Source organism: Acidovorax sp. GW821-FHT09B03, from assembly GCF_059418305.1.
In genome coordinates this window covers 1-22,859 of record NZ_JBWKPP010000035.1, presented here as the reverse complement: position 1 = coordinate 22,859, position 22,859 = coordinate 1, and the positions used below count along the sequence as shown (strand labels likewise).

Here is a 22,859-nt window from a genome sequence, read left to right as displayed (position 1 = left end):
ACAGGCGGTGCCACTGCCTGGTTCCTCCGGGTCCTGAGCCGCTGGGTGTGCCGCAAGGCTGCATGTAGCAAAGAGTTGCTCGATGGTGGAGGGCAGGCGCATCTCAATGGCCCGTGGCGCGATAGGCTCCGTGCATTGCAAAAAACAACCCGGGAGGTTGAAAAAAATGCCAGTGCAGGTTTTCGGCGCGGATGCCACCTTTGCCATATTGAACCGTGTGTTTTATGGGCAGCAGCCACTGTGGTACGAGTCGTACATCTACACAGTGGCCAAGATCGGCTCGGAGGGCGCCCATGCGGTGGCGCGTGAGTTTGGCGAGGGCTACGCGCGCGCGTCCGAAGCGTACCTGTCCTACATGCTGTTGGCGACGCTGGGCCTGTTGCCCAATCCTGCCTTGCGAGGGGAGCTGGAGAATTACCTGGCCGCCGTGGGCAAGGCCAATGTGGGCGTGGTTGCGCTGCAGTTGGGGCAGATCCTCTCGGGCCTGGAAGGCGCCACCGGCGACCTGGCCATCTACTCGGCCGCCGCCGCCCGGTGGAACGATGAGATCGCGGCTGTGCATGCGTACTCCAGCAACCCGTCCAACAAGGGCTATGCAACGGTCGACGTCATCTCGGAGGGCCCGGGGGTCACGCTGGAACTGACGGCCGGGAATGACACGCTGCAAGGCACGCGGCATGACGATGTTTTCCTGGCGCAAAGTCCCGGCCAACTGGGTTCGGCCGACGTCATCGAGGGCGGCGGCCATGGCATGAAGGGCAATGTGCTCAAGGCCACGCTGGCCGCCGGCGACCAGGTGGTGCCCACCTTGAGCAACATCGAGTCCGTGTTCATCACCGCGGGCGCGGGGGCACAGCTCGGTGCGGAGAAGTCTGGGGGCATCTGGAAGCTGTGGCTCGACGCGGCCACGGGCAGCAACGTCACGTTCACCGGGGTGAACCGCGAAACAGGGGTGGGCATCCAGAACTCCCTGGCCGGGACGGCGCTGACGGTGCATTTCAAGGCCCCCTGGTTCAAGGTGGCGCCGGTCAACCTCATGCTGGCCGACGCGACCGGGGCGGACGAGATCATCGTGCCCGATGTGATCGCCCTGAACATTGCCAGCACGCCGGGCAGCGTGACCGCCACCACGGTCAACAGCGCCAGGATTACTGCGGCCGCGGCCGAGGAAATCAGGCTCACGGGCAACCAGGCCCTCACCACCACCATCACCGGCGCCCATGTGCAGGTGATCAACGCCGCGGCCCTCCTGGCGCCGCTGGACCTGACGTTCGCCACCACGGGTGCCACGCCGATCGGCATCCTCGGCGGCCAGGCGGCCGACCGGATCACCGTGAACGACGCCTCCGGCGGGCGCGCCGCCATCGATGCGGGCGACGGGGCAGACACCGTCACCATCGGCGCCCGCAACGCCCACAGCATCACCCTGGGCACCGGTGCCGACGTGCTCGCCCTCACCGGCCTTGCCGGCTCCGCCAGCGCGGCCCTGGGCCTGGACAACGCGGCCGCGCTGCGCCGCTCGGCCATCGAGGTGACCGACTTTGTGAGCGGCACCGACCAGCTGCGCCTGACCGCCGCCACACCCACCGCCAAGGCGGCGCCCAGCAGCGCGCAACTGGCCAGCATCGCCGCGTCCACCTCGCTGCTGGACGCCGCTGCCCTGGCTGCCAGCACGGCCGGGGCGAACAAGGCCATTGCCTTTGGCTACGGCGGCGACACCTACATCCTGGTGAACGACGCCACGGCCGCACTGGGCAGCCAGGATGGCCTGGTCCGGCTGAGCGGGGTGTCTGCGGTGGTGGATGGGGACTGGACGGTGGGGTAGGGCGGGGCTACAACCCGCCTCTGCCAACGCGACGCCCGCCTTCGGCCCCTCAGCGAAGCCGCGTCCCTGCGATTCACACCCCATCCGTGTAGGACATCACGCTCACCCGGGTTGCCGATCATCCAAATGGCGCTTCTGGGCATAAGATGGCCACAGTTGAAACATTTGTAACAAGAGTCGGCATGCACACCCCTTGGCCTCCCAACATCGAACTCCATGGCTCCGTCTACATGGTGAGGCCCGTCACGCTGCGACAGCACGCTCCGGTGCCCCACAGCATCTTCATCTTCGAAGAAGACGGCTCCCCGGTGCTCACCGTGCGGGGGCCCTGGGCCAGCTACCCTGAGGCACTGGAAGTCGCCAACGGCGAGCTCCGGCGGCATGTGTCCCCGTCCCCCGTGGATGTGTTCGACAGTCATTGATGCGGCACTGAAGAAAGAGCGCGCACTTGTCGCGCAGGCAACCTATACGGATGGAAGCAATTTTTGGATTGGTGGCCACGATATTGGTGGACTTTGTGTTCGTCGTGGCGGGCAAGTTGGTGATCTATGCGCTGACCTTGGGGCGCTGGCGTGGCGAGCGCGCAGGCGAAGGCCGGATCCACGGCGCAGCGGGAGCACTGAGTTTTGTGCGCGATGGGCAGCGGGTCCTCACCGACCGGTCCGCCTGCTTCGTTGGCGGGTTCTTTTGCATCGTGTTGGTCTTCTGCTCGTTCGCTGTCATGTCATTGTGAGACAGCGCGCGATGTGCAACGGCTGAAGGACTGCGGCCGCACCCGCATCTGCGGCCCGGGGGCCATCTGTTCTGAAGGCTCCCTGGGCCCCACTGGTGTTGGAGCCCAGGGCCTGCTACACGACGGGCCGCTGCTTTGACAACCTGCCGAGGCGCCGTTTCCGGCCTGTCTACCATGGCGGCCATCGGCCAGGAGCGGCCAGTGGAGGCGGCTGAAAGCAGGCGCTCAACGTTTGAGGTAACCGGCGCAGCGCGGCTTTATCGCGCAGCGTCCGTGTTGACCTGATGGTTGGGCATATGGAGCATGGCTACTGGCACCAATTGTTCTTTTGCGCTGGATCAGCTGCGTCGCAATGGAGGGAGATTTCGTCCAAGAAGTAAGCCTTCTTGGACGGAAGCCTCTTCCAAGAAACCTCTGCCTTGAAGTCCCTAAAGTCATTCAGTCCCGTCGTTGTCTTTTTTTTGCCCGTCAAATAATTGGTGCTGTACTCGGATCTTTCGCCAGTGCTGCGGGAGGACTCAGAGCGGTCATAACCAACAAGTTGAAACCGAGTGCCCTGAGCGCGGAAAGTGAACTTTTCGTTCACCACGCCATAGCTACCGCAGCTTCGCCAATCTTGCAATTCGATGACCAGATTGCCTCTCGCAATCGATACACCACCGTTCGCTAGTGGATCGGCCAAGCAATCCATGTCTTCAGCATTCTCGCTAGGGAGCAGATCGTCCCTGCGCAGGACTTCTTTCAGCCCACTGGATGACCGCAGGAGAATGACGAGACGGCGTGGATTCAAATTGAGGATGTTCGGTCCAGGAGACCCCTCTGGCTTCTTCTTGAAATTGGCAGGATTGGTTTCTTCAGTGACAAGCACCACATCGTCAATTCCGTCGCGGTTCAGGTCCCCTGCGTTGTTGGTGATGACCTTCCAACCATTGGGTACCCACTGGGCAAGGGCGTCAGAGGGCGCTGCGAAAGATGGTGCTGCCAGGAAGGCCAGTAGCAGAAGATACTGGGATCTCAACATGAGAGTACCTCCATGCGCCTACGGCAGGTTATTCCAGATGTCCAACGTGCTGTATCCCGCAAAACCTGCGGGATAGACTGGACCTTGCGGGATATTCTGGACAATGGGTCCTCCTGGAAGTGGCTTGCAGCTTGGGCTTGCGATCAGTGCGCTGTTCAAAAGCACCGATATAAATTTCCTGCAAACCCGGCAAGCATCAATTCAGCAAACTATAGCTTGCCAGTAGGGAGGCACCGGTGTTTTCAACAGCACGTTGGGACTGTGAGCCGGCGGGCGGCAAATCAACGGCAGCTTCCGGGTGGCGTTTCGCAACGTCGGCTCCGGGCCCCAACCCGACCGCCGTGGCTGTGATCCGCTGAGAGGCGGCCCCGCACCAGCAGCGAGGGCAAGGCCGGTTTCACCCAGGCTTGCTTCACAAGCCGGCAGCCGTACCTTGGCAAGGCATGGCGCCATGCAGCGCATGCTTTCTGCCATGGCGCTGGCTGCCCGTTCGTGGCCCGAGCCGGCGGGTCACCGCCCCGCCAGCGCGGGCTGCCGCGCTGCCGCCTGGCTGCGCTCCTGGAACAGCACGATCACCACCGTGGCGGCCATGAAGGCCACCGAGGCCCAGAGCACGCCGGCCGCCAGGCCCCGGTCGAGCAGCAGCCCGAACATGAGGGGGCCCAGCACGCCGCCGATGTTGAAGCCGGTGGACACGATGCCGAAGGTGCGGCCCTCGGCCCCCACCGGCGAGGCCGCGCGCACCAGCATGTCGCGCGAGGGGGCGACCACGCCGGTCAAGAAGCCGATCAGCCCCAGTGCCACCACCAGCGCCAGCGCCGGCAGGCTCACCAGGATCACTGCCACCACCAGCACGGCCGCCAGCGCAAAGGCGGCTGCTGCCAGCACGCCATGGTGCTGCGTGCGGTCGGCCAGCACCCCGCCTGCGAGCACGCCGGCGGCGCTGGCGAACAGGAAGGCGGTGAGTGCCGAGTTGGCCACCGAGAGCGGCACGGCAAAGCCCTGCATCAGCGCAGTGACCGAGAACTTGTCGATGGCGCCGGTGCTCAGGCTCAGCAGGGTGAACAGCAGGGTCAGGGTCACCAGGGTGAGCAGCGGGGTCTTGAGCGGGCGGCCCGCCGTGGCTTTGGCCTTGGCCTGGTCGGCCTTGGGTGGCGAGGCGGCGGTGGCGGGCGCGGCCTGCCCACCCCCGGCCACGCAGGCCAGGGCGATGGCGCCCGCCAGCGCGGCCACGGCAAACGACCACTGCGCGCCCGCCGTGACGGCGATGCCCACCATCAGCGGCGGGGCCAGCGCACCGCCCAGATAGCCCGCCGAGGTATGGATCGAGAAGGCGCGCCCCATCTTCTGCGCGTCGATGCCGCGCGAGAGCAGGGCGTAGTCCGCCGGGTGGTACACGCCGTTGGCCAGCCCCGCCAGCGCCATGGCCACCAGCAGGCAGGTGTAGCTGGGGAACACCGCCAGCAGCCCGAAGCTGAGCGCGCCCAGCGCCAGCGCGGCGATGAGCATGCGCCGTGCACCGAGCTTGTCCACCGCAAAGCCCAGCGGCGCCTGCACCAGGGCCGTGACGATGTTGAACATGCCGATGGCGAAGCCGAGCTCGACGAAACTCGCGTCGAGCGCCTGGGGCAGCAGCGGCAGCATGGCCGGCACGGCCATGATGTGCAGGTGGCTGACCGCATGTGCGCTGGAGACACGGAACAGCAGTCCGTTGGACGAGGGGCCCGTGGGGGTGGTCATGGGGTGGTGGATGGCAAAGCGGTTGCGGTGCCGCGCCGCAGGAGGGTGTTGCGCGCGGTCGGTTGAAGAGGGCGAGGTTAACGGATCGGGCAAGACCTTGCCCGACCCGCGTTTGCACCGGGCTTCAGCCCTGGCGCCGTGCCAGGGCCGCGATGACCTGCCCGAGCGCCGTCGTTCCTGCCCGTGCGGCCGCGTCGGGGTCGCTCTTGATGTCGATGTGCGAGGCGTTGAGGCCCCGGGTCATTTCGGCGAAACCCGCCAGCGCGGCCTGGGAGAAATGGGCGTCGGCCAGTGCCTGGGGCCACTGCGCTTCGGGCAGCACGGCCACGCCGACGGGCTTGCCGAGCGTGGCTGCAACGATGGCGGCGACATCGTTGGGCGCGCAGTCCCCGGGCCCCGCGAGGGTCACCGCGCGGGTCCCCGTCCACTCCTCCTGTACCAGCAGGGCCGCAGCGGTGCTGCCGACATCCGCCGTGGCCACCATCGGCAGGGCGCGCTGGGGTGGGGCCAGAAAGCTGGGCAGCGTGCCGCTGCGCACGGCCTGCGCGACCATCGGTGCCCAGTTCTCCATGAAGTAGGCCGCGCGCAGGAAGACGGCGCAAACACCGGCTCCCTGCAAGCGCTGCTCGAACACGCGGTTCATCCCGATCCATCCTGTGGCGCTCTCGCGGTCGGCGCCCACCGATGACAGGGCCACGAGCCTGGGCACGCCCGCCGCCAGCGCTGCGCGCGCCGTGGTGCTGGCCACCCGGTCTGCCTGCTCGACAAGGTCTTCACGGCCGTAGTGCTGCGGACAGACGGCATAGGCCCCCCGGGCGCCGCTGAGCGCCCGGGTCATCGAGGCCAGGTCCGTGAGGTCGGCCACGGCAATCTCGGCGCCACGTTCGGCCCAGGGCCGGCCCTGGGCCGGGTCGCGCACCACGGCGCGCAAAGGCTGGCCGCTGCGCAGGAGCGCATCGGCGGCAGCGGCACCGGTGCGGCCGGTCACGCCGGTCACGACATAGGGGAGAGGAGGGGAAGCAGTCATTCGAAAAAAATCCAGTTCAGAAGAGCCCGAATGGTGCGAGACGGCTTAGCATGCGGCAATGGCATGAAAGTCATATTGAATATGCACCAAGTGGATTTGTCTGCGCTCGACCTCAACCTGTTGAAACTGTTCGAAGCCCTGGTTCGGGAGCGCAGCGTCACGCAGGCTGGCCTTCGCCTGGGCCTGAGCCAGCCGGCCGCCAGCCGGGCGCTGGGGCGGCTGCGCCGGATGCTGGGCGATCGCCTGGTGGTGCGCGGCAAGCTCGGGCTGGAACTGACGCCGCGCGGCCAGGCGCTGGCAGGCCCCGTGGCCCGGCTGCTGGACGACGCCCGGGGCATCGTTGCGCCCGCCGTGTTCGATCCCGCCTCGGCCTCGGGCCGCATCACGATCGCTGCGCACGACCACCTGGCCCTGGTGGTGCTGGCCCAGCTGATGGCCCGCCTGGAGCGCCAAGCGCCCGCACTGAGCCTGCACATCGCGCCACCGGTGGGGGACAACGTGCGGCTGGTCGAGCAGGGGGGCGCAGACCTGGCCCTGGGCATTTTCGAGGCACTGCCTGGCAGCTTCCATCGGCGTGGCCTCTACACCGACCACCTGATGTGCGTGGTGAGGTCCGGGCATCCCGCCGCGGCAGGCGGGTGGGGCCTGGAGCGCTATGTGGCTCTGCGCCACGTGGCCGTGACCATTTCCGGCGTGGGAGAAAGCGCGGTCGACCTCGCCCTCGCGGCACGGGGCCACACTCGCCACGTCGCGCTGCGGGTGCCGCATTTTCTGGCGGGCGCGATGCTGGTGGCCGACAGCGACATGGTGCTCACCTTGCCCAGTCGCCTGGCGCACCTGCTGGCGCAAAGGCTGCCGCTGGCGCTGCTGGATCTGCCGCTGCAGGTGGCACCCCTGTCACCCGCGATGATCTGGCACGAGCGCTTTCACGGCGACCCGGCCCATGGGTGGGTGCGGCAGCAGCTGGTGGATGTGGTGGGGTCGTTCGCGGAGCTGGGGTAAAGCGCTCGGCTTGTCTGGTGGGCTTTGCCAGGGGGCTTCAACCATTCCCCACGCGGTCCTGCCCCGCCATTCAGCGCTCGGTATCGTTCCCCCGCTTGCCCGTGATGATCGAGGCAATCACCTCGACAACGAAGGCCAGCAGGAGGACGGCGCCGGCAGCCATGGCGTGGCCTGTTAAGTACAGCGCGAGTGGAATGAGGATGCCTGCAATGATCCACAGAGCGTAGTGCCTGGGTTTCAAACCGTGCCTCCTGGGGTGGTGTGCTTGCTTGCTCAGGTGCGCGGCAGCTTGCGCAGGTCCACCGTGCCGCCCGCGTCAAAGACCGGGTTGCCGGCCAGAAAGCGCTTTGCGTCCTCCAGGCTCTCTGCACGCACGCGGATGAAGCCGCTCGGGGCGCCGGTGGCGGCCTGGCCGGGTTGGCCCTTGCGCAGGCGCTCGCCCGCGCCGATGGCGCTGCCGCCGTCGAACTGGCCGGTGGCGCGCAACCGGGCAAGGTAGTCGGCCCAGCGCTGCGCGTCGTTGGCGGCTGCGGTGTCCGGGGCGTCCTCGTGCATCAGCAGGATGTATTCGTTCACGGTCTGGTCACTCCCTGTGGGTTCTGTCACAGCGCGAACACCTCCACCGACAGCTGCTGCACGCTGCCCACCAGCGCGACCAGCGGGTCGGTGGCCACGGGCAGGGCGGCGGCTGCGGCGATGATCATGGCGGCGGTGGCAAAGGGCTTGTCGCTACCCACCATGGCCGAGAACTGGGCCACGAAGGCGTCGTCCACCGGCGTGTTGAGCAGGTTGGAGCCTACCAGCCGTACCAGGGTGGCGGTGGACGCGCCGGGCAGCAGGGTGTCGATCATGTTCTGCGCCAGCGCGTTGTAGTTGCCCAACTCGTCGGCCTTGCGCACCCAGACCGAGAGTTCATGCCGGTCGGGGCTGCGGTCTGTGAGGGCGTTGAACAGGGTGAAGACCTGGCCCACGTGGCCGCCCTCGGTCACGCCCAGGTTGGGCAGGGCGGTGTCGAAGGCGAGCACGCTGTCCTTGAGCTCAATGCGCTCCACGCCGCGCAGCGTGGCGGGCGTGCTGCCTGTGCTGCTGCCGGCAGGGGTGAAGGTGATCACGCCGTCGCTGCGCTGCAGCAGGCCCAGGGCCTGCAGACCGGCATAGGGCGTGTCGAGCACCGCGGTGTCGACGTTGCTGCTGCCGGTGATCTGGTCGGCCCCGCCCTGGGAGACGAAGCGCGTGCGCCCGCCGGCGGCCGCGGCCAGGGTGTCGGCGCCGGCGCTGCCGGTGACCGTGGCCTGCACATGGGCGGTGGTGGTGGCGATGGTGCCCAGCTCGTCGTAGGCGGATACGTAGGCGCCGTCGCCCGCTGTCCAGCCGATGGCGAAGCTGCCGTCGGCAAAGGCCTGCGTGGCCGTGCCCACGGAGAAGGTCTTGTCCACGATGCGCACGTAGGAGTGGGCATCCACCAGGATCTCGCCGCCGAACTTGCTGCCGTTGGCGTTGAAGATCTGGCCCCGGATCTCGCCGCCCAGGTTGCCGTTGATGTCGACGGTGCTCCAGAACACGACGAAGCGGCCGCCTGCCAAGGCCTGCACGGCCTGCGGGCTCTGGCTGCCCGTGGCACCGGCCGTGTTGACCACGAAGGACGCACCTTGCGGGGCGCCCTGCGCGTCGAGGAACTGGCCATGTACGTCGATGCTGTCGTTCGTGCCGGGGCCCGTACCGCTGCTGCTGGTGAGCTGGAGCAGGCGGCCATCGCCCAGGGCCTGGATGAGGGCGCGCCCGGAGTGCACGCCCAGGTTGATCTCTGCGCCGATGGGGGCACCCGTGTCGGCGCTGTAGAACTGCAGCCAGTTGACGGCGCCCGTGAAGTCGGCCGTGTTCGTGGTGCGCAGGCCGGCAAAGCGCGTGGCGTCCACCGCGAAGAAGCTGCTGTTGGTGGCGTAGGTGATCGGCGCCCCCACGGCGGTGCCCGCCGTGTCGTACAGGCCGCCGTAGGTGGTGGCGCTGCTGGCGTACTGCCCCCAGGAGACGAAGTACTTGCCGTTGGCCAGGGCCAGCGCGTTGATGCCCGCGATGTTGTCGCGGTTGCCGACCAGGGTCTGCTCGCTGCCGATGCGCGCACCGTCTGCGCCAAAGCGCTGGGCCAGGATGGTGTTGCTGCCATTGGGCTGCCAGGTCACCAGCACGCTGCCATCGGTGGCGGTCTCGGCGTTGGCGCCGTACTGGTGGTTCTGTGTGACCGTGTTGACCACGAACTCGCCCCCGGCCAGCGTGCCGGTGCTGCGGTCTGCAATGCGACCGATGATGGCCTCGCCATCGCTGTCATCGGGGTGGCGGCCGCCGTAGACGATGAGCAGGCGGTCATTGGCCAGTGCGGCGATGGACAGCGGGCCGGCGGCCCGCGGCGTGTGCAGGTTGGTGTGTGCCAATGGCATGGACGAGGATCTCCCTGGGTTGTATTGTTTTGGGCCTGCCGGTGCGGGACGCTTGCCCGCATGGGCCTGCGCGAGCGAACGGGGATGGCGCTGCAGAGAATGCCGCAATCCGCAGGGGCGGTCGAGTTCTTGAGCGCAACAGAATGTTGGCCGCAAGTTCGGCAGCAGGTTTGGCAGCAAGTGTCAGCCTATTCCTACACGCAAGGGGGCCGGCAAAAGTTACCCTCCGCACTATTTGCCGCATTTGCCGCCGCCCACTCCATGACCCCGTCCATGCCCCTGAGCTACAACCTGCTGCTGGTAGCGGGCTCCCTGGCCATGGCCGTGTTCGCGTCGTACGTGGGCTTCGACATGGCGCGCCGGGTACGCACCTCGCAGCGCGGCATCGGCCTGGCCTGGTGGGCCGCGGGCTCGCTGGTCATGGGCACGGGCATCTGGGCCATGCATTTCATGGGCATGCAGGCGCTGGAGCTGCCCATCGCCATCGGCTTCTCCCAGGGGCTGACCTTCGTGTCCTGGGTGGCGGCGGTGGCCGCGTCCGGCGTGGCGCTGGAGCTGGCCAGCCGCAAGCGCCTCGATCGCCCGCGCATCCTGCTGGGCGCCGTGGCCATGGGGGCGGGCATCAGTGCCATGCACTACGTGGGCATGGCGGCCATGGGCATGTCGCCCGCCATCAGCTGGGATGTGCCGCTGGTGGCGCTGTCGGTGCTGGTGGCGTTTCTGGCGTCGGCGCTGGCGCTGGTGATCTTCAAACTGCTGCGCCGGGTGGAGCGGCCCCGGCGCATGGGCTACCAACTGGCGGCCTCGTTCGTGTTGGCGCTTGCGATCTGCGGCACGCACTACCTGGGCATGGCGGCCGCGAGTTTCGCTGTGGGCTCGGTCTGCCTGACGGCTGGCGAGCTCGGTGGCCCGGGCCTGCAGACTGCGGTGGCGATGATCGCCGGCGCGCTGCTGGTGATCACGCTGCTCACCTCCATCGTGGATTCGCGGCTGCAGCGTGCCACGCGCACGGCCTCGCACTCCATGCACGAGAGCAATGCCCGGTTGCAGGCCGCCAACGAAGAGCTGCAGCAGCGCGCCTTTGCCGACCCGTTGACCGGCCTGCCCAACCGCCTGCTGTTCGAAGACCGCCTGGCGCTGGCCACACGCCGGCTGGAGCGCAGCAACCGTGAGGGCGTGGTCGAGCGCATGGCGGTGCTCTTCGTGGACCTGGACGGGTTCAAGCCCATCAACGACTCCTTCGGCCATGCGGTGGGCGACGTGGTGATCCGCAAGGCGGCCGCGCGCCTGCGCGACGAGGCGCGCGACAGCGACACCGTGGCGCGCGTGGGCGGTGACGAGTTCCTGATCCTGCTCAACGACGTGGCCGACGAGGAGGCCTGCGTGCTGGTGGCCCGGCGCGTGCTGGCATCGCTGTCGCAGCCCTTCGAGGCCGCGGGGCGGCGCATCGAGATCTCGTGCTCCATCGGCATCGTGGTGCACCCCGGCCCTGGCGAGCCGGGCAAGCTGGTGGCGAATGCCGACGCCGCGATGTACGAAGCCAAGCGCGCGGGCGGCAGCTGCTATGCGCTGTTCGAGCCGCACATGGTGTCCGACGTGTCCGAGCAACTGGAGCTGCAGGGCGAGCTGCGCCATGCGCTGGAGCGCGGCCAGCTGTCGCTGCACTACCAGCCCAAGATCGACGGACGGCGCGGCCAGATCAGCGGCGTGGAGGCGCTCTTGCGCTGGAACCACCCGCGCCACGGCCAGGTCAGCCCGTTGGTGTTCATACCGCTGGCCGAGCGCATCGGCATCATCGGCAAGCTGGGCCAGTGGGTCATCGACGAGGCCTGCCGCCAGATCGTGGAGTGGCGCCATGACGGCCTGCGCATGCGCGTGGCGGTCAACCTGTCGGTGCACCAGCTGCGCGACAAGGGCCTGGTGGCGCGCATCGGGCAGACGCTGCAGGAGCACGGGCTGGAGGCTTCGCAGTTGCTGTGCGAGATCACGGAAACCGTGGCCATGGAGGACATCAAGGCCGTGCACCGCACCTTCGAGGGGCTGGGCGCCATCGGTGTGTTCCTGTCCATCGACGACTTCGGCACCGGCTATTCGAGCCTGCGCTACCTGACCCAGCTGCCCGCACAGCAACTCAAGATCGACCGCAGCTTCGTGGGCGACCTGGAGCACAGTGCCAATGCGCGCGCCGTGGTGGCCGCCATCGTGGGCCTGGCGCACGCGCTGGGCCTGCGCGTGGTGGCCGAGGGGGTGGAGACCCCGGGCCAGCGTGACGTGCTGCTGGCCATGGACTGCGATGAACTGCAGGGCTTTCTCTTCTCCCGACCGCTGCCTCCTGCCGCGCTGCTGGCCTGGGCCCATGGCGTCCGGCCCGAGGGCGGGGCGGACTTCACGCCCTCGCTGGTGGGCGCGCTCTCGCCCCTGTGACGGCCAGGCGCCTGCGCGGTGTAGGACTCCGGTCCCTGCCCGCCGGGGCCCATCGGGCCTGTCCAGGGGCCTGTGCTCCTACAGCCCGGCACCTCGGGGCGGGCGATAGTGGAAACGCCGTTCCATGGTGCGGCGCCACGTGGGTAGACGTGGCTGGATAGATGACGCGTTCGTGATCTTGCGCTCTCGCGCGTTTGCCGGGTACTCCAGCCGGCCTCTGTCCGTTCGCCCGCCCCTCGGGGCGGGCGCTTTTTGCGGGCAGCAGCGCAGGCGGCTCGCTCAGTAGCGCAGGCGCCCGTCGCTGCCGATCACGCCGATGTCCACGAAGCGGCTGCCCACATTGCCCTTGGAGAAGTCGACCCGAAAGCCGCCGAAATCGATCTCGCCCATGGAAGTGAGCGTGGCGGCCAGGCTGGCGGCGCCGGGGTTGGCGTCCTTGCTGCGCTTGAGCGCCTCGCCCACGGTGCGGGCCGAGAGATACCCTTCGAGGTGGAACGAGGTGTACTCCTGCACGGCAGGGAAGGCCTCCTTCATTGCAGCCTGGAACTCGCGGTGCAGGGGCAGCGTCTTGCCGTTGGGGTTGGGATAGGTCTGGGCAATGCCCACGCCGCGAGCGCCTTCCACGCCCGCCAACTTGACGATGAGGCCGGCCGGCACGTACGACAGCACGAAGATCGACTGCCTGACGCCCGCCTTGCGCAGCGCGGCGACGCCCTCGGCCATGAAGCGCGGTGCGCCCAGCACCAGCACGCCCTGGGCGTCCTGCTTGGCCACCTGCTGCGCGGCAGCATCGAGCGCGGCCGCGTCGGTGGCGGACTTGGTGCCCTGCAGGGTGATGCCCTGCGTGGCCTTGGCGGCTTCCTGCGCCATGGCCATGCCCGAGGTGCCGATGGGCAGGTCCTGGTACAGCGCCGACAGGCGCGCCATGCCCAGGGTGCGGGTGTGGCTCACGATTTTCTCGATCTGCTGCTTGTCGCCCGCGCGGATGTGGAACAGCTTGGCGTGGCCGGGGGTGCGCAGGCTCTCGGCACCGGGCACGGCGTTCATCACCACCACGGGCGCGGCATCCAGCAGCTTGTCGTCCAGCATGCGCTTGATGGCTGCCGAGCCGATGGGCGAGATCAGCGCCAGCGGCTTTTTCTCCAGCGCCTTGGGGAACTGCTCGAGAAAGCCTTCGGCGCTGTACTGGTCATCGGCCTCGAACAGCGTGATCTTCTGCCCCTTGATGCCGGTCTTGTTGGCCTGGGTCAGGTAGGCCTTGATGCCCTGGTTGACCTCTACCGCATCGGGCACCGGCAGCTTGGTGAACGGGCCGATCTGGCCGAAGACGATGCCCTGGGCCAGCGCCAGCGAACTGGCGGACCACAGCACGGAAGCGGCCAGCACGGAGCGGCACAGGAAGCGAATGGTACGCATGGAATGTTGTGAATCGTTGTGTATTACGCCCGGCCCGCACCACCCGAAAAACACGATCTCCCCCGCGGCACCGAAGCATGGATTGGAACCTTCGCACCCACGCCAACAACCAACCAGCCAATGCGGCAGCGTGTGCTGCGTGGTGCGAGTGCGTGAGTCTACATAAAGCCCCGCCACCGCGCTCGCCCGTTGTGCGCTGCGTCAGGATTCGCCGCTCGCCCCCTCGCGGTTGCGCACGATGGCGTCGCGGTGCTTCGCCGCCCACAGGTGCAGCGGCAGCAGCGCGCCACGCAGGGTCTGGCCCAGTTCGGTCAGTTCGTAGTCCACACGCGGCGGCACCGAGGGGAACAGCGTTCGCGTGACGATGCCATCGAGCTCCAGGCGCTTCAGGGTCAGCGTCAGCATGCGCTGCGAGATGCCGCTCACCCGGCGCTGCACCTCGTTGTAGCGCAGCGGGCCCTTGGCCAGCGCGCCCACCACCATGATGGTCCACTTGTCGCCCACGCTGGCCAGCACGTCGGCCAGGCCCTTGCAGTCGGTGGGGGACAGCGTTTCCTTGGGAACAGAAATGTTCGTTTCGCTCATAAAAGTGCCTTCTTGTGCCATGGTGCCACACATCCCATACTGATGTAACGAACAAATTGTTCGTTAACTCTTCTGTATGACAAGGACTGCATGACCGTGACTTCCAACCCCACCCCGACCCTGCTGCTGGTGCAGGCCAGCCCGCGTGGCGAGCACTCCGTTTCAAGAGCCCTCGCCAGCACCTTCGTCGCCCAGTGGCAGGCCACGCACCCCGGTGGACGCGTGGTGCAGCGCGACCTGACCACCACCGCATTGCCCTATGTCACCGCGCCCTGGCTGGGCGCCAGTCTTACGCCCGCCGGGCAGCACACGCCGGCCATGAAGGCACAGCTGCAGCTGTCCGATGCGCTGGTCGCCGAGCTGCTGGCGGCAGACCATATCGCCATCAGCACGCCGGTCTACAACTACAACGTGCCTGCCCACCTCAAGGCCTGGGTGGACCACATTGTGCGCAAGGGGCTCACCCTGGGCGCCACCGGCGAGGGCCTGGTGCGCGGCAAGCGGGCCACGCTGCTGATCGCTTCGGGCGGCGTGTACACCGAGGGCTCGCCCATCCGCGAGCGCGATATCGCCAGCACCTACCTGCGGCTGATCCTGAAGGTCATCGGCATCGAGGACCTCACCGTGGTCGCCGCAGGCGGCACCAAGGCGGTGGACCTGGGGCAGCAGCCGCGCGGGGAGTTCCTGCAGGGCTTTTTGCCTGCGGTGGTGCAGGCGGCAGCATAGCTGCCTGCTCATGCACGCAGACGCGACCGACCGGGCGGCCTGCGCAAGGCCCAGCCTTGCGGACGCGCGCCAGTTCCTGGCCGGCAACCCGGTATACCAAACCGGCGGCGCGGTGGAGCTGCCCAGATCCTAGACCTGGTAACAGCTTCTGAGGCCCTACAGCCGGGGCAGCACCTGCTCGCCGATCTCGCGCAGCACCTCGGCCGGCGCGCGGCCGCTGCCCTGGGCCAGGTTGAACAGCACGTGCGCCACGCCCATGGCCTGCAGGCGCTGCAGGTAGGCGATGAGTTCGTTGCGCCCGGTGCGCAGGCCCAGCTCCAGCGGCTCGGCGGGGGCGCCAGGGTCGGCCAGCAGGTCGAGCTGCACGGACTGGACAAACGGCTTGCGCTCGCCGCCGGCCTTTTGCTCCAGCGCCTGCTGCCACAGGTGGATGCGGCCCTGCTGGCGCGCCTCCTCGCGGTGGTAGCTGGCCCAGGCGTCGGCGTGGGCGGCCGTCCACTGAAGGGACTGGCGGGCCGAGCCGACCACGACCATGGGGATGCGCGCCGTGGGCGGCTGCATCAGGTCGTAGCCGCCCGTGGCGTCGAGCAGCGCCTGCCGCTCCTGCGCATCGGGCGACAAGGCAGCGCGCACCAGCGGCCAGCGCGCGCGAAAGGCCTCGCCACGCGCGTCCAGGCTTTCGCCGAACGAGGCGAACTCCTCGGGTCGGTCGCCCGAGCCCATGCCCAGGATGAAGCGGCCGTTGCTCAGGCGGTCGAGCGACAGCGCCGCCTTGGCCACATGCAGCGGATGCCGCAGCGGCAGCACGATGGCCGCCGCGCCGATGGCGATGCGGCGCGTGGATGCGGCCAGCGCGGCCAGCCACAAGAAAGGGTCGTCGAGCGCGCTGGCGGTGTTGTCGCTGCCCTGGGGGATCATCAGCGGCACATCGCGCGCCCACAGGGCGGCAAAGCCCAGGTCGTCTGCCAGCGTGGCCAGGCGCGTGGATTCGGCCAGATCGGCCATGGCGCCGCCATGGTGGCCAAACGGCGTCATGAAGCCCAGCGTGAGCCGCCCGGGCTGGAACACCAGGGCGTGGCCGGCGTTGAAGGGTGAAGGCGAGGACATGGCGCAGAGGATAGCCTCCTCGGGGCGCCGCCGTGCCCGCGGCCTTCACTCAGCGTGTGGGCTCGAGCAGCTGCACCAGCCGGCCCGCCTGTTGCGCGCCCTCCTGCGCCAGCAGGTCCTGGGCGACGTTCTCCTGCTCGCTGGTGCGGCGCAGCTGGTCCAGGAGCTGGCGGTAGCGGTCGAGCACGGCATCCTCCTGGAAGAACAGCCGGGGCGGCGGGCCCTTGTCCAGGAAGTACCGGCCCTTGGGCGCATCCATGTGGCGGATCAGGGCGGCCACGGTGGCAACGCCCCGCCCGTGGGCTTGTGCGACCAGCGTGGCCTGGTCGGCCATCGCGGTGGCCGACGCCTGCATGCTGCGCTCGAAGGCCTGCGCATCGTGCGCCAGGAACTGCACCACCGCGGCCTGCGTGGCGGCACGGTAGTTGGCGACGGCCTGCATCGCCTGCGTGTGGAAGTCGCTGTTGGCCTGGCGCCAGTCTTCCAGCCGAGCCATGCTGGCCTCGCGCGCGGCGGCGGACGCGAGAGCGGTGGGCAGCAGCATGCCCCCGAGGTCCAGCGCCTCGAACGCATCGCCATGGGTCTGCAGGGCAACTGCCACGGCATGGTGCACGTCCACCTGGGCCTGTAGCAGCGGGCCGAAGATCCCGGCCCGGGCTTGGCGCACCTGCTCGCTGCCCACCTCGTCGCCCCGCTGCAGGGCCTGCAGCAGCGCAATGGCCCGGGCATTGGCGGCCTGCAGCGCGCGCACCTGCCCGATGCGGGCATGGGCGTCGTAGTTCATGCCCGCGGCAATCAGCAGGCTGGCCAGGATGGCCGGCACCCCGGCGGGCAGGGCACGCACCGCGCGCAGGACGGCCCAGGCCAGCAGGCCATACACGCCCCACACCACGAACGACGCAATTGCCAGGGCGAGGAAGAACGTGCGCGGCGCACCCAGGTCCGACAGGTGGACCTGCCGGTTCACCACCAGCAAGCCGGCCGCGAGAATGCCCACGGAGAACCATGCCACCAGGGCCTGGGACCGGGGCGCCTCCCCCTCTGCGAGCGGGCCTACCCCCTGTACGGCCTGTCCGGTTGCGGCGCCGCCGCCTGTCGCCAGGCGCCGGGCATGCCAGGCCGACCAGGCCCATGCCATGGACCAGGCTGCCGCCAGCGGCAGCACCCCCAGCGTCAGCAGGCGCGGAAAATCATGGTGGCCGCCTGCGCCCAACAGCACATAGCTCCACCATGCGGCCGAGGCCAGCAGCCCGGCCCACATCGCCAGGGTGCGGTTCTTGTTGATTTCCATCTCTCCCTCCTGCCGCGATTGTCCACGGATCGGCAGGGGCGTAGAAGGAGCAAATGTTTGCATGGGCGCATCCGCCCACGCATCGGCATCTCGTCCTAAAAGCTTTCCCACTCGTCGTCGCGGGCAGCGGTGGCTTTGCTGGCGGCGGGGCTGGTGGCGAGCGACCTGGAAGCCGCTGCCTTGGCCAGCGCGACCGGGGCAGACTTTGCCACGGACCGTGGGGCGGCCATGGCCAACGGCTTGCGCACCGCAGGCGCCGGGGCGGGGGCCGGGGCTGCACTGGCGCGCTGGCTGCCTGCCCCGTCGTGTGCCAGCCGGAACACCGCCACCGCGTTGACCAGCTCGCCCGCCTGGCTGTTCAGGCTGCTCGCCGCCGCCGCCATCTCTTCCACCAGCGCCGCGTTCTGCTGTGTGGCCTGGTCCATCTGCGTGACCGCTTCTCCCACCTGGCCCACGCCTGCGCTTTGCTCGCTGCTGGCCGCGCTGATCTCTCCCATGATGTCCGTCACCCGCCGGATCGCCGCCACCACTTCGGTCATGGTCGTGCCGGCCTTGTCCACCAGCAAGGTGCCTTGCTCCACCCGCTCCACGCTGGCGGTGATCAGGCTCTTGATTTCCTTGGCCGCTTCGGCGCTGCGCCCGGCCAGGCTGCGCACTTCGCTGGCCACCACGGCAAAGCCGCGGCCTTGCTCTCCTGCCCGCGCCGCTTCCACCGCCGCGTTCAAGGCCAGGATGTTGGTCTGGAAGGCGATGCCGTCGATGACCGAGATGATGTCGGCGATCTTGCTGCTGCTGGCGTTGATGCCTTTCATGGTCTCCACCACTTCGGCCACCACGTCACCGCCCTGTACGGCCACGGTCGATGCGCTCAGGGCCAGCTGGTTGGCCTGGCGCGCGTTGTCGGCGTTCTGGCGCACGGTGGAACCGAGCTCTTCCATCGAGGCCGCCGTCTCTTCCAGGGCCGAGGCCTGCTGCTCGGTGCGCGCCGACAGGTCGTTGTTGCCCGAGGCGATCTGCGCGCTTGCCGAGGCCACGCTCTCGGCGTTGCCGCGCACCGTGGTCACGGTGGCCACCAGGCTTTGCTGCATGCGCTGCAGGGCGCTGAGCAGGTGGCCGGTCTCATCGCGGGACTGCACGACGATGTCGCCGCTGAGGTCGCCGGCGGCAACGCGGTCAGCCGCCTGCACGGCCTGGGCCAGGGGGCGGGTGATGGAGCGGATGATGGTGATGGCCAGGAAGATCGCCAGGGCGATGGCCAGTGCGCCGGCGATCAGCACGTCGCGCAGCAGGGCCGCGGCGGCGGCCTCGGCTTCCTTGCCGGCTTCGTCGGTGAGGTGCGCCTGGAATTCCACCTGGTCACGCAGCGCCTTCTGGTAGTCGAGCTGGATGGGGCGCAGTTTTTCTTCCAGCAGTTTGGTGGCCTCGTCCTTCTGGCCCTTTTGCACCAGGGCCAGGAACTCGTCGCCATGGCGGTAGAAGTCGGCACGCGCCTTGAGCATGGTGGCCAGCAGCTCCTCGCCCTTGGGCGAGGAGATCAGCGTGTCCAGCAGCTTGTACTGGTCGGCCGTGGTGGCCCGCGACGAGGCGATCTGCTCGTGGGCGGACCGGGCGATGGGCTCGGAGTTGAACAGCACCAGGTTGCGGAACTGGATCGCCTGGGTGTTCACGCTGTTGGCCAGCACACCGAGCGCCTTGGTGATCGGTACGCGCGTGTCGATGACATCGCTCAGCTCGGAGCGCTGGTCGGCAGAGCGCACGAGGCTGGTGGCGCCCAGTGCCATGAGCAGCAGCACCATCGCTGCAAAAGCCACTGCGAGCCGGGTGGCGATGGTCATCTTGTCCATGGCGATTCTCCCTCTGGGTAAGTTCCAAGGCAGCGCCGTTGCACGCCGCACCGATGCGGCGGCAGGGCTTGCGAACGATGTGAATCCTGGGATGGCGGCGGTTGTCGGCAGCCACCATACCGCGGGAAGCGGATTCTCAGAAGGGTTTTTTGGCGCGCTGGAACTGCGCGGGGAGGGGCTCTCCCACCGGCCCCCTCCCGGCTGGGCATGGCTGGCGGCTGCGCGCGCGGCCGCGCCTACAGCACGAAGGTCGAACCCGCCCTGGCCTGCGCCTGCAGCCAGGGGAAAAGCTGGTCGGCCCTGTCCACGATGGGGCTGAACACGGTGCATTCGTCATGCGCCCAGAAGTAGATGCCGCCCGCGCCTGGGCCCTGCGTGCGCAGCAGGAAGCAGTCCGAGGAGTTCGCGTCGCCCACGATGGGCAGCATGTGGCGCGGGTCGATGCCGCTGTCGGCGATGGCGCTGCGTATCTCTTCGGCCAGCTCGGGTGAGCTTTCGTCGTGCAGCGCCAGCCAGCCGAGCAGCTCTTCGTGCTTGTCGAGGGCGGCCGGGATGCTGAACAGCGTGTAGGTCTCCTCGTTCTCGCCATCGGCCACGGTGAGCTGGTGCCGCTCGGCCTGGCTGATCCACTGCAGGTAGGCATGGGAGGGTTGCTGAAAATGGCGCAGCAGCTGCTCGAGTTCGCTTTCGGAGGCCGGGGTGCCCGTGGCGAAGTCAAAGCGCAGCTGGCTGATCCGCTGGCTCTGCGCGTCGCGTGCTTGGGTCTGCTGGCGTTCGATAAAGTCCCGGTAGCCGGGCGATTCCAGCACCTCGGGCATCTGCAGGCGCCACTTCAGGTGCGTCTCGTAGGCCTCGGTGCTGCGGTCCAGCTGCAGCAGCGCCGTCACCTTCAATTGCTGCAGCTGAGAGGTGCCATGGTTCGTGGCATCGGCGATGGCCAGGGCCTGCATCGCCTGCTCAGGGTCGCCGGCGATGTTCAGCAGGTACTCGGCGACGGTCTGCGCGGCCGCAGCCAGTTGCGAAGCCGTGTGCCGGTAGCTGTCGCCAAAACTGTACATGGCGTGCGGCTGCGCGGCGTCGGTGTCTGCGGCCTGGTGGATGATGAACATGGCGTGCTCGACGGCTGCGGCCCAGTCGCCGTCCGCACCCGGGCCCGGGTTGGCGCGTGCCCGGTTGGCGTGGGCGCGCCGGGCCGCCGTGCGCCAGTACCACGCCTGTTCGCTGTGGCGGCAGCGCTGCAGGGCGGCCAGGGCGTTCTCGTGGTCGCTGCATTCGGTGTACAGCGCGGCCAGGTCCATCAGGCACTCGTCCCCGGTCTTGGGGCGGTGGTCCAGCAGGTTCTTGGGGAAGAGGGTCAGGCTGTCGTGCACGACGATCTCCTGCCACCCTTGCCGGGCCAGGGCCTGGCGCAGGTCCACCAGGCGCTGCAGCACGACCTGGGGGCCACCCTCGGGGTCCAGGCGCAGGTCCTCCACCATCCTGAACTCGCGGTCCGAGGCGCGTGCCTCCTGGCGCTTCCAGTAGGCATGGCCGTCGTAGCCATGGGGCAGCAGCGTGATCTTGATCAGCAGGGGGCCCTGGGCGTTGTCTGCTGCGGCCTGGTGCCAGTGGCTGGTGTAGGTGGTCATGGGGCAGTGCAATCAATGCGGGCGGTGCGGTGGCGAAGCCGCCATTGAAGCACCGGCCAGCGGCCACGCGAGCGGCGCGGTGTGACGCATTTCACGCCCGGGGCGCTTTTACTTGGGCCGCATCAGCCGGGTGCCGCACCCTGGCGCCGAAAAATCCGCTCCACCACCTCGAACACCACCTGGAAGATCACCGCCAGCCCGGCCGAGGGGATGGCCCCTGCCAGCAAGGTGGTGCCGTCGTTGAGCGCCAGGCCCTGGGCGATGCGCTCGCCATAGCCGCCTGCGCCGATGAAGGCGGCGATGGTGGCGGTGCCCACGGTCATCACCGTGGCGGTCTTGATGCCGGCCACGATGACCGGCAGGGCCAGCGGCAGCAGCACCAAGCGCCAGCTTTGCGCGGGCGTCATGCCCAGCGCCACGGCGGCCTGGCGCGTGCCCTGCGGCACCTGCAGCAGGCCCACAGCGGTGTTGCGCACGATGGGCAGCAGGGCATACAGGCTCAGCGCGACGATGGCCGGCAAGGTGCCGATGCGGCCCAGCAGCGGGATCAGCGCGGCCAGCAGCGCCAGCGAGGGCACGGTCTGCAGCAGGCCGACGAAACCCAGGATGCCCTGGCCCAGCCACGCCCGCGCCGCGGCCAGCGTGCCCAGCGGAATGCCGATGAGCACCGCGATGCCCACCGACACCGCCACCAGCCACAGGTGGTCGCGCGTGAGGCGCCAGAAGTCGCCGCCGAAGATGGCGCTGGACAGGGAAGGGCGGGCCTGCGCCGTGGCTGCGCTGGCCGCACTGGCTGCAGCGGCGGGTGCCGCTGGAGGCTGGGCGGCGCCGGCCAGGAAGCCGGCCGCAATCGCCGGGAAGGCCTGGCCCTGCAGCTCGGCCTGGGCGTTCATGGCGATCATGCGCGTCACGTCGATGCGGCCTTCGAGCGCGGCGATCTGCTGCCAGGCCTGCGGTGCGCGCGTGGGCAGGTCGGCACGGTAGAGCAGCACCGCGTCATAACGCGGGAAGTAGTTGGCATCGTCTTGCAGTGTGACCAGGCCCAGGTCGGCGATGCGCGCGTCGGTGGTGTAGATGTCGGTCAGGTCGATGCGCTGCGAGGCCAGCGCCTGGTACGACAGGCCGTGGTCGATGGAGGTGGGCCGCTGCGGCAGCTGGTAGCGTTTGGACAGGCCCGGCCAGCCGTCCTCGCGGCCGAGGAACTCCTGCGAGATGGCGATGCGCAGATCGGGCGCGTTGCGCAGGTCGCCCAGGGTCTTGAGTTGGTGCTTGCGCGCCACCTCGGCGCTGGCGGCCAGCGCATAGCTGTTGGAAAAGCCCAGCGGCACGCCCATGGCCAGGCCCATCTCGCGCAGCCTGCGGTCGATGGTCTCGCGCGGCGAGCCGGTGGGCAGCTTGAGGATCTCGCGCTCCACCGTGCCCAGGTACTCGGGGTAGACGTCGATGGAGCCGGTCTTGAGCGCCTCGACCACCACGGCGGTGTTGCCCAGGCCCTGGCGGTGCTCGGCCGTGGCGCCGCCCTGGCGCGCGGCCTGGGTGATGACCTCGCCGAGGATGTAGCTTTCGGTGAAGCGCTTGGAGCCCACGGCCAGCGACTCTGCGGCCGCCTGCAAGGGCCAGGCGAGGGTGCTGGCCAGCACCAGCAGGGTGGCTTTGGCGGCGGTGCGCCAGGGCAGTCGGGTGGGGTGCATCGGGCCATTCTGCGCTGCTTTGCGCCCGAGGCTGCGCTGCCGGCAGATTCTGGCCGTCCAGGGCCCTTCAGGGCTTGGCAGGGCGGGCGGGCCGTTCGGCCAACGCCTGGACCAACCGGGTCCTGGCCTGGGCGCCCTGCTGGGCGCCAAGCTGCACCTGGTTCATCAGCGCAAGGTAGCGGTCCAGGCGGGCCTGGTCGCTGAACATCAGCCTCTGGGGCGGTCCCGGGTCGTAGGGCCTGTTCACACTAATTTCGGGGATCGCGTTGCCCGGCCTGGGGGCTGGATGCTAGTGTGCTGTCCCGCTGATACGTGAGCAAAGTCGATGCAACTTTTCGAGGATCGAATCAGCGGTGGCGGTCCA

General features: G+C 68.6%; 20 protein-coding genes. 6 read left to right on the top strand and 14 right to left on the bottom strand.

Features of this window, described 5'->3' with window-relative positions; all coding sequences use genetic code 11:
- Positions 1 to 166: 166 nt before the first annotated feature.
- The 3 genes from AC07PA_RS32105 (at position 167) to AC07PA_RS32095 (ending at position 2,558) form a co-directional block, all read left to right on the top strand.
- Positions 167 to 1,825, top strand: coding sequence for a bluetail domain-containing putative surface protein (locus tag AC07PA_RS32105; protein WP_494610207.1), 1,659 nt, complete (start codon positions 167 to 169; stop codon positions 1,823 to 1,825).
- 182 nt (positions 1,826 to 2,007) lie between these two features.
- Positions 2,008 to 2,247: a hypothetical protein gene (locus AC07PA_RS32100; protein WP_494610208.1), complete on the top strand. Its 240-nt coding sequence runs from the start codon at positions 2,008 to 2,010 to the stop codon at positions 2,245 to 2,247.
- Between the two features lie 50 nt (positions 2,248 to 2,297).
- Positions 2,298 to 2,558 (top strand): hypothetical protein, encoded by a 261-nt coding sequence (locus AC07PA_RS32095; RefSeq protein WP_007851106.1) that lies wholly within the window; start codon positions 2,298 to 2,300, stop codon positions 2,556 to 2,558.
- A gap of 307 nt (positions 2,559 to 2,865) precedes the next feature.
- On the opposite strand, the gene AC07PA_RS32090 is transcribed toward AC07PA_RS32095, so the two are convergent.
- The 3 genes from AC07PA_RS32090 to AC07PA_RS32080 form a co-directional block, all read right to left on the bottom strand.
- Entirely contained in the window at positions 2,866 to 3,579 is a 714-nt protein-coding gene (locus AC07PA_RS32090; protein WP_494610209.1) for a hypothetical protein, read from the bottom strand.
- Positions 3,580 to 4,089: 510 nt separating this feature from the next.
- Positions 4,090 to 5,319 carry an MFS transporter gene (locus AC07PA_RS32085; RefSeq protein WP_494610210.1) on the bottom strand — a complete coding sequence of 410 codons (1,230 nt, stop codon included), beginning with the start codon at positions 5,317 to 5,319 and terminating at the stop codon, positions 4,090 to 4,092.
- A 124-nt stretch (positions 5,320 to 5,443) separates the two neighbouring features.
- The gene (locus AC07PA_RS32080; protein WP_494610211.1) at positions 5,444 to 6,346 is read right to left on the bottom strand and encodes an NmrA family NAD(P)-binding protein; all 903 of its coding nucleotides are present in this window, start codon (positions 6,344 to 6,346) and stop codon (positions 5,444 to 5,446) included.
- Between the two features lie 81 nt (positions 6,347 to 6,427).
- Here AC07PA_RS32080 and AC07PA_RS32075 point away from each other — a divergent pair, with 81 nt between their 5' ends.
- A complete protein-coding gene (locus AC07PA_RS32075; RefSeq protein WP_494610225.1) occupies positions 6,428 to 7,348 on the top strand; it encodes a LysR family transcriptional regulator in 921 nt (306 codons plus the stop codon).
- Between the two features lie 70 nt (positions 7,349 to 7,418).
- Here the strand turns inward: AC07PA_RS32075 and AC07PA_RS32070 are convergent, their stop codons facing one another.
- The 3 genes from AC07PA_RS32070 to AC07PA_RS32060 are packed head-to-tail and all read right to left on the bottom strand — an operon-like array spanning position 7,419 to position 9,783.
- Positions 7,419 to 7,589: a hypothetical protein gene (locus tag AC07PA_RS32070; protein ID WP_494610212.1), complete on the bottom strand. Its 171-nt coding sequence runs from the start codon at positions 7,587 to 7,589 to the stop codon at positions 7,419 to 7,421.
- Positions 7,590 to 7,621: 32 nt separating this feature from the next.
- A complete protein-coding gene (locus tag AC07PA_RS32065; protein WP_494610213.1) occupies positions 7,622 to 7,924 on the bottom strand; it encodes a YciI family protein in 303 nt (100 codons plus the stop codon).
- Between the two features lie 26 nt (positions 7,925 to 7,950).
- Positions 7,951 to 9,783 carry a hypothetical protein gene (locus tag AC07PA_RS32060; protein WP_494610214.1) on the bottom strand — a complete coding sequence of 611 codons (1,833 nt, stop codon included), beginning with the start codon at positions 9,781 to 9,783 and terminating at the stop codon, positions 7,951 to 7,953.
- Between the two features lie 261 nt (positions 9,784 to 10,044).
- Here AC07PA_RS32060 and AC07PA_RS32055 point away from each other — a divergent pair, with 261 nt between their 5' ends.
- The gene (locus AC07PA_RS32055) at positions 10,045 to 12,207 is read left to right on the top strand and encodes a putative bifunctional diguanylate cyclase/phosphodiesterase (RefSeq protein ID WP_494610215.1); all 2,163 of its coding nucleotides are present in this window, start codon (positions 10,045 to 10,047) and stop codon (positions 12,205 to 12,207) included.
- 279 nt (positions 12,208 to 12,486) lie between these two features.
- Here AC07PA_RS32055 and AC07PA_RS32050 read toward each other — a convergent pair whose 3' ends face one another.
- Together AC07PA_RS32050 and AC07PA_RS32045 are read right to left on the bottom strand one after the other, a co-directional pair.
- The gene (locus AC07PA_RS32050; RefSeq protein ID WP_494610216.1) at positions 12,487 to 13,623 is read right to left on the bottom strand and encodes an ABC transporter substrate-binding protein; all 1,137 of its coding nucleotides are present in this window, start codon (positions 13,621 to 13,623) and stop codon (positions 12,487 to 12,489) included.
- Positions 13,624 to 13,824: 201 nt separating this feature from the next.
- Complete coding sequence (locus tag AC07PA_RS32045; protein ID WP_007851476.1) at positions 13,825 to 14,208, bottom strand: winged helix-turn-helix transcriptional regulator; 384 nt, start codon at positions 14,206 to 14,208, stop codon at positions 13,825 to 13,827.
- A gap of 90 nt (positions 14,209 to 14,298) precedes the next feature.
- On the opposite strand from AC07PA_RS32045, the gene AC07PA_RS32040 reads away from it, so the two are divergent.
- Entirely contained in the window at positions 14,299 to 14,934 is a 636-nt protein-coding gene (locus AC07PA_RS32040; RefSeq protein WP_494610217.1) for an FMN-dependent NADH-azoreductase, read from the top strand.
- 156 nt (positions 14,935 to 15,090) lie between these two features.
- Here AC07PA_RS32040 and AC07PA_RS32035 read toward each other — a convergent pair whose 3' ends face one another.
- The 6 genes from AC07PA_RS32035 to AC07PA_RS32010 form a co-directional block, all read right to left on the bottom strand.
- On the bottom strand, positions 15,091 to 16,041 hold the full coding sequence (locus tag AC07PA_RS32035) for a TIGR03571 family LLM class oxidoreductase (RefSeq protein WP_494610218.1): 951 nt from the start codon (positions 16,039 to 16,041) through the stop codon (positions 15,091 to 15,093).
- Positions 16,042 to 16,090: 49 nt separating this feature from the next.
- Positions 16,091 to 17,332, bottom strand: coding sequence for a hypothetical protein (locus AC07PA_RS32030; protein ID WP_494610219.1), 1,242 nt, complete (start codon positions 17,330 to 17,332; stop codon positions 16,091 to 16,093).
- A gap of 95 nt (positions 17,333 to 17,427) precedes the next feature.
- A complete protein-coding gene (locus AC07PA_RS32025) occupies positions 17,428 to 19,176 on the bottom strand; it encodes a methyl-accepting chemotaxis protein (RefSeq protein ID WP_494610220.1) in 1,749 nt (582 codons plus the stop codon).
- Positions 19,177 to 19,412: 236 nt separating this feature from the next.
- Positions 19,413 to 20,804, bottom strand: coding sequence for a hypothetical protein (locus tag AC07PA_RS32020; protein ID WP_494610221.1), 1,392 nt, complete (start codon positions 20,802 to 20,804; stop codon positions 19,413 to 19,415).
- Positions 20,805 to 20,926: 122 nt separating this feature from the next.
- The gene (locus AC07PA_RS32015; RefSeq protein ID WP_494610222.1) at positions 20,927 to 22,495 is read right to left on the bottom strand and encodes a glycine betaine ABC transporter substrate-binding protein; all 1,569 of its coding nucleotides are present in this window, start codon (positions 22,493 to 22,495) and stop codon (positions 20,927 to 20,929) included.
- A 67-nt stretch (positions 22,496 to 22,562) separates the two neighbouring features.
- The gene (locus AC07PA_RS32010) at positions 22,563 to 22,703 is read right to left on the bottom strand and encodes a hypothetical protein (RefSeq protein WP_494610223.1); all 141 of its coding nucleotides are present in this window, start codon (positions 22,701 to 22,703) and stop codon (positions 22,563 to 22,565) included.
- Positions 22,704 to 22,859 lie beyond the last annotated feature (156 nt).

Bases quoted from the DNA above. Each gene is read 5' to 3' on its own strand.
- AC07PA_RS32090 (WP_494610209.1), bottom strand. From the start codon at position 3,579: ATGTTGAGATCCCAGTATCTTCTGCTACTGGCCTTCCTGGCAGCACCA.
- AC07PA_RS32050 (WP_494610216.1), bottom strand. From the start codon at position 13,623: ATGCGTACCATTCGCTTCCTGTGCCGCTCCGTGCTGGCCGCTTCCGTG.
- AC07PA_RS32025 (WP_494610220.1), bottom strand. From the start codon at position 19,176: ATGGACAAGATGACCATCGCCACCCGGCTCGCAGTGGCTTTTGCAGCG.
- AC07PA_RS32010 (WP_494610223.1), bottom strand. From the start codon at position 22,703: ATGTTCAGCGACCAGGCCCGCCTGGACCGCTACCTTGCGCTGATGAAC.
- AC07PA_RS32030 (WP_494610219.1), bottom strand. From the start codon at position 17,332: ATGGAAATCAACAAGAACCGCACCCTGGCGATGTGGGCCGGGCTGCTG.
- AC07PA_RS32105 (WP_494610207.1), top strand. From the start codon at position 167: ATGCCAGTGCAGGTTTTCGGCGCGGATGCCACCTTTGCCATATTGAAC.
- AC07PA_RS32020 (WP_494610221.1), bottom strand. From the start codon at position 20,804: ATGACCACCTACACCAGCCACTGGCACCAGGCCGCAGCAGACAACGCC.
- AC07PA_RS32040 (WP_494610217.1), top strand. From the start codon at position 14,299: ATGACCGTGACTTCCAACCCCACCCCGACCCTGCTGCTGGTGCAGGCC.
- AC07PA_RS32095 (WP_007851106.1), top strand. From the start codon at position 2,298: ATGGAAGCAATTTTTGGATTGGTGGCCACGATATTGGTGGACTTTGTG.
- AC07PA_RS32015 (WP_494610222.1), bottom strand. From the start codon at position 22,495: ATGCACCCCACCCGACTGCCCTGGCGCACCGCCGCCAAAGCCACCCTG.
- AC07PA_RS32035 (WP_494610218.1), bottom strand. From the start codon at position 16,041: ATGTCCTCGCCTTCACCCTTCAACGCCGGCCACGCCCTGGTGTTCCAG.
- AC07PA_RS32045 (WP_007851476.1), bottom strand. From the start codon at position 14,208: ATGAGCGAAACGAACATTTCTGTTCCCAAGGAAACGCTGTCCCCCACC.
- AC07PA_RS32085 (WP_494610210.1), bottom strand. From the start codon at position 5,319: ATGACCACCCCCACGGGCCCCTCGTCCAACGGACTGCTGTTCCGTGTC.
- AC07PA_RS32060 (WP_494610214.1), bottom strand. From the start codon at position 9,783: ATGCCATTGGCACACACCAACCTGCACACGCCGCGGGCCGCCGGCCCG.
- AC07PA_RS32055 (WP_494610215.1), top strand. From the start codon at position 10,045: ATGACCCCGTCCATGCCCCTGAGCTACAACCTGCTGCTGGTAGCGGGC.
- AC07PA_RS32100 (WP_494610208.1), top strand. From the start codon at position 2,008: ATGCACACCCCTTGGCCTCCCAACATCGAACTCCATGGCTCCGTCTAC.
- AC07PA_RS32075 (WP_494610225.1), top strand. From the start codon at position 6,428: ATGCACCAAGTGGATTTGTCTGCGCTCGACCTCAACCTGTTGAAACTG.
- AC07PA_RS32080 (WP_494610211.1), bottom strand. From the start codon at position 6,346: ATGACTGCTTCCCCTCCTCTCCCCTATGTCGTGACCGGCGTGACCGGC.